Annotated in this window: 5 protein-coding genes; 3 read left to right on the plus strand and 2 right to left on the minus strand. The window is 38.1% G+C overall.

The genetic code is table 11. From position 1 onward, the window contains the following. The first annotated feature begins 435 nt into the window (after window positions 1-435). Window positions 436-1,191, plus strand: coding sequence for an antA/AntB antirepressor family protein (locus ACFINE_RS09460; RefSeq protein WP_375621859.1), 756 nt, complete (start codon window positions 436-438; stop codon window positions 1,189-1,191). After that, the gene (locus ACFINE_RS09465) at window positions 1,188-1,466 is read left to right on the plus strand and encodes a hypothetical protein (protein WP_375621860.1); all 279 of its coding nucleotides are present in this window, start codon (window positions 1,188-1,190) and stop codon (window positions 1,464-1,466) included. The genes ACFINE_RS09460 and ACFINE_RS09465 overlap by 4 nt, the downstream gene beginning before the upstream one ends. Window positions 1,467-1,512: 46 nt before the next feature. Here the strand turns inward: ACFINE_RS09465 and ACFINE_RS09470 are convergent, their stop codons facing one another. Together ACFINE_RS09470 and ACFINE_RS09475 are read right to left on the minus strand one after the other, a co-directional pair. Next, a complete protein-coding gene (locus ACFINE_RS09470) occupies window positions 1,513-1,839 on the minus strand; it encodes a HigA family addiction module antitoxin (RefSeq protein WP_375621861.1) in 327 nt (108 codons plus the stop codon). Between the two features lie 30 nt (window positions 1,840-1,869). Next, the gene (locus ACFINE_RS09475; protein WP_273791641.1) at window positions 1,870-2,145 is read right to left on the minus strand and encodes a type II toxin-antitoxin system RelE/ParE family toxin; all 276 of its coding nucleotides are present in this window, start codon (window positions 2,143-2,145) and stop codon (window positions 1,870-1,872) included. Between the two features lie 119 nt (window positions 2,146-2,264). Here ACFINE_RS09475 and ACFINE_RS09480 point away from each other — a divergent pair, with 119 nt between their 5' ends. Then, window positions 2,265-2,444: a hypothetical protein gene (locus ACFINE_RS09480; RefSeq protein WP_375621862.1), complete on the plus strand. Its 180-nt coding sequence runs from the start codon at window positions 2,265-2,267 to the stop codon at window positions 2,442-2,444. Window positions 2,445-2,838: the final 394 nt, after the last annotated feature.

A 2,838-nucleotide genomic window follows, 5' to 3' on the forward strand; every position in this document is an offset into this window, starting at 1 on the left:
GTGCCGTCGTCAACCTCGACAACTTCAACACCGTGTAGAAAACCTGTTGCCATACTTTATGCTCCTTTAAATGAGGGGTGAATTAAAATGAATGGGAAAAATGAGGGGGTGATTGCTGTATTTGTTAGACCGGCATAATGATAAAAAATTATCGAAAATAGCTTGACATTATTTATGCAATGTGTATTTTCGAATCAGGTGCCTCAAAAACACCTTGACGATAAGCGGGTGGATTGCCGAAACAGTCTTTTTTCCGCAGATTAAAAGCTTTGACTCATTATATGCGTATAGCATATAAATGGCTTGTCGGGTGTGGTTACGCTATACAATACCCTTTGGGGGAAAGCATAACGACGGACTTATCGCCGTGTTTTTGAGCACCCGGCACTCTTTTATCGAGTGTCAATCAAAAACATTTAACGATAAGGAGTTCTCATGAACACTCTTATTCCAATATTGGAACAAATAATTGATCAGGAAACTGTTCAAACGGTAAATGCGCGCGAATTACATGCGTTTTTGGAAATAGGAAAAGATTTCTCTACTTGGATTACAGACCGTATTAACAAATATAATTTATTAGAAAATCAAGACTTTGTTTGCTCCCCGATTTTGGGGAGCAAAGGCAGGGGTGGTCACAATCGTAAAGATTATCATCTAACTTTAAGTGTAGCTAAAGAACTTTCTATGCTTGAGAATAATAAGAAAGGTAGAGAAGCCCGTTTATACTTTATCAAATGTGAAAGGCTTTTAAAACAAGTAGCAACCCCACAGATAGCTGCATCACAAGTTGATTATTCCAAACCCGAAGCATTACTTGGTGTTTTGAATCACTTACAAAGTCAAATCGAGCAAAAGGATAACACTATTGCTGAATTGACTCCAAAAGCAGAAGCTTTAGAAGGCTTAAAGCGTTCTGATGGTCTGTTTGGTCTTATCGAAGCAGCAAAGATGTTAGAGGTACGACCAAAGGACTTAACGGATTATTTGCGTAAACATGATTGGGTGTATCGGCGTGCTCCAGGGGCGCCTCTGTTACCTTATCAGGATAAGATAAAGAAAGGATTCATGGATTGTCCCGCTATTACCATTCAAAGACCAGATGGTACAGAAAAGGTGCTGCCTTCAACAAAAATTACACCAAAAGGATTGGCTTGTTTGAGAGAGCAAATCCATGGAGGTGTGCAATGAATACCAGTATCGACTTTTTATGCGATTTATGGATGGCATTGTTTCAGTTTTCCAATCATTACAGCATTGGAGATGAGGATTGTACTGCCATAATTGAGATTATGGGAATGGTGGAAAAAGCTTTAGTTTTAAAGCTTCAAAATGAATTGCCCAATTTTACAAAAATCTTAGCAATTCTAACAGATTTTGGTGATTCAGAACTGCCACATAGCATGGATTCTTTGTTGCGAACCTATGCTCCTACTTTGGAAAACCCGATTGCAAAAGTCACTTAGACCTACAACATGATTTTATCTCCTCGTCTTTGAGGCGGGGAGGTGGTTAATGGCTCTGTTCCATTTGTATATCCACTTTATTAGCTGTTAATGTTGGAATAGAAGAGACATCAATGTCCCTCAAGGCATGCCATGTATCATAATTGGCTTGAAGCTGTAGCCAAAGGGCTGGTCCATTTCCTAACAATTTACCAATGCGAGCTGCTGTTACGGCTGTGACTGGACGTTCTCCTTTAAGGATACCGTGCAAGTGCTGGCGTGATATTTGAAGAATCCTAGCAATGTCGGTTTTGCTTGCATTTAAATGTTCTAAGGATTCAGCTAAAATTTCTCCTGGATGAGAAGGACAACGATTAGGATTACGTGTGGTCATGGATAGTTTCCTTTACAAATCTTAAAACCTTCAGTGGTATTGCTCTAGATCAACATGGTAAACGTGTCTGTCTTTAAATTCAAAAGTGATACACCAAGGACCATTGATATGAATTGTGTAGCGAGTTGGAGTAAAGCCTTTAAGCATATGAAAATTATAACCTGGTACATTGATATCACTAACTTGAGAAGCAGCGTCAAGGGCATCAAGACGGCGAATAATACGCTGTTGAAGCCTGCTATCAATCTTACTTTTTCCTGTTTCCCAGAGAGATTGTAGGTCTTTATTTTTAAATGTTTTGATCATAACAAACTCAACAACTTTATTTTAAATAAAATGTAATGTATTAAGTGACACATGTCAACAAAAATGTTACAATTTAATATGATTGATGCCAACACTGTGGAACTACAAGAATTTAAGAAATGAATATCAAACCAATTCGTGCTGAGAGGGAGTACCAAGAAGCTTTAGAAATTGTGTCTGCAATGTTTGATAAGCAGCCAGAAGTTAATACTCCAGAATTTGATAGAATGAAAACTCTTGTTTTGTTAATTGAAGCTTATGAAACAGAACACTATCCTGTTTCTCCACCTCATGCGTAAAGAGAAGAATAGGTGCATGGAGGGGATAAATTTGCATGTTAACATCAAGGATTTTACAAACATACCAACGGCTGTCTGATCAAATATTGCTAAAAACTCAGATCCCTTGCTGTTCTTAATAAAGAAAATACGAAGTTTAAATTCTATTGTCATCTTGCTCTCCAAATCAATGAAGAGACTATAACAACCATCATCATGCCGATAAGACTGACACTGTCAGTCAAAAAAGCCCTTTAAAAGGACTTAAAAACATATAAGCCTGCTTATAGAACAGCTATCCATTTGACTTCTGTCATATCTTGGTTACTTGTGCATCCATTTAATCTTTCCATAACCTTATAAGAACAGCGCCATCAGCTCCAGCGCCGCTTGGAGAGGAATCTCCATGAGAGCC

Origin of the sequence: Bartonella sp. AA97HXZ (assembly GCF_042196985.1) — a bacterium.
GTDB lineage: Bacteria > Pseudomonadota > Alphaproteobacteria > Rhizobiales > Rhizobiaceae > Bartonella.

What these genes read in the sequence shown, in the direction of transcription:
- ACFINE_RS09460 (WP_375621859.1), top strand. Translation starts at nt 436, where the DNA reads ATGAACACTCTTATTCCAATATTGGAACAAATAATTGATCAGGAAACT.
- ACFINE_RS09465 (WP_375621860.1), top strand. Translation starts at nt 1,188, where the DNA reads ATGAATACCAGTATCGACTTTTTATGCGATTTATGGATGGCATTGTTT.
- ACFINE_RS09470 (WP_375621861.1), bottom strand. Translation starts at nt 1,839, where the DNA reads ATGACCACACGTAATCCTAATCGTTGTCCTTCTCATCCAGGAGAAATT.
- ACFINE_RS09475 (WP_273791641.1), bottom strand. Translation starts at nt 2,145, where the DNA reads ATGATCAAAACATTTAAAAATAAAGACCTACAATCTCTCTGGGAAACA.
- ACFINE_RS09480 (WP_375621862.1), top strand. Translation starts at nt 2,265, where the DNA reads ATGAATATCAAACCAATTCGTGCTGAGAGGGAGTACCAAGAAGCTTTA.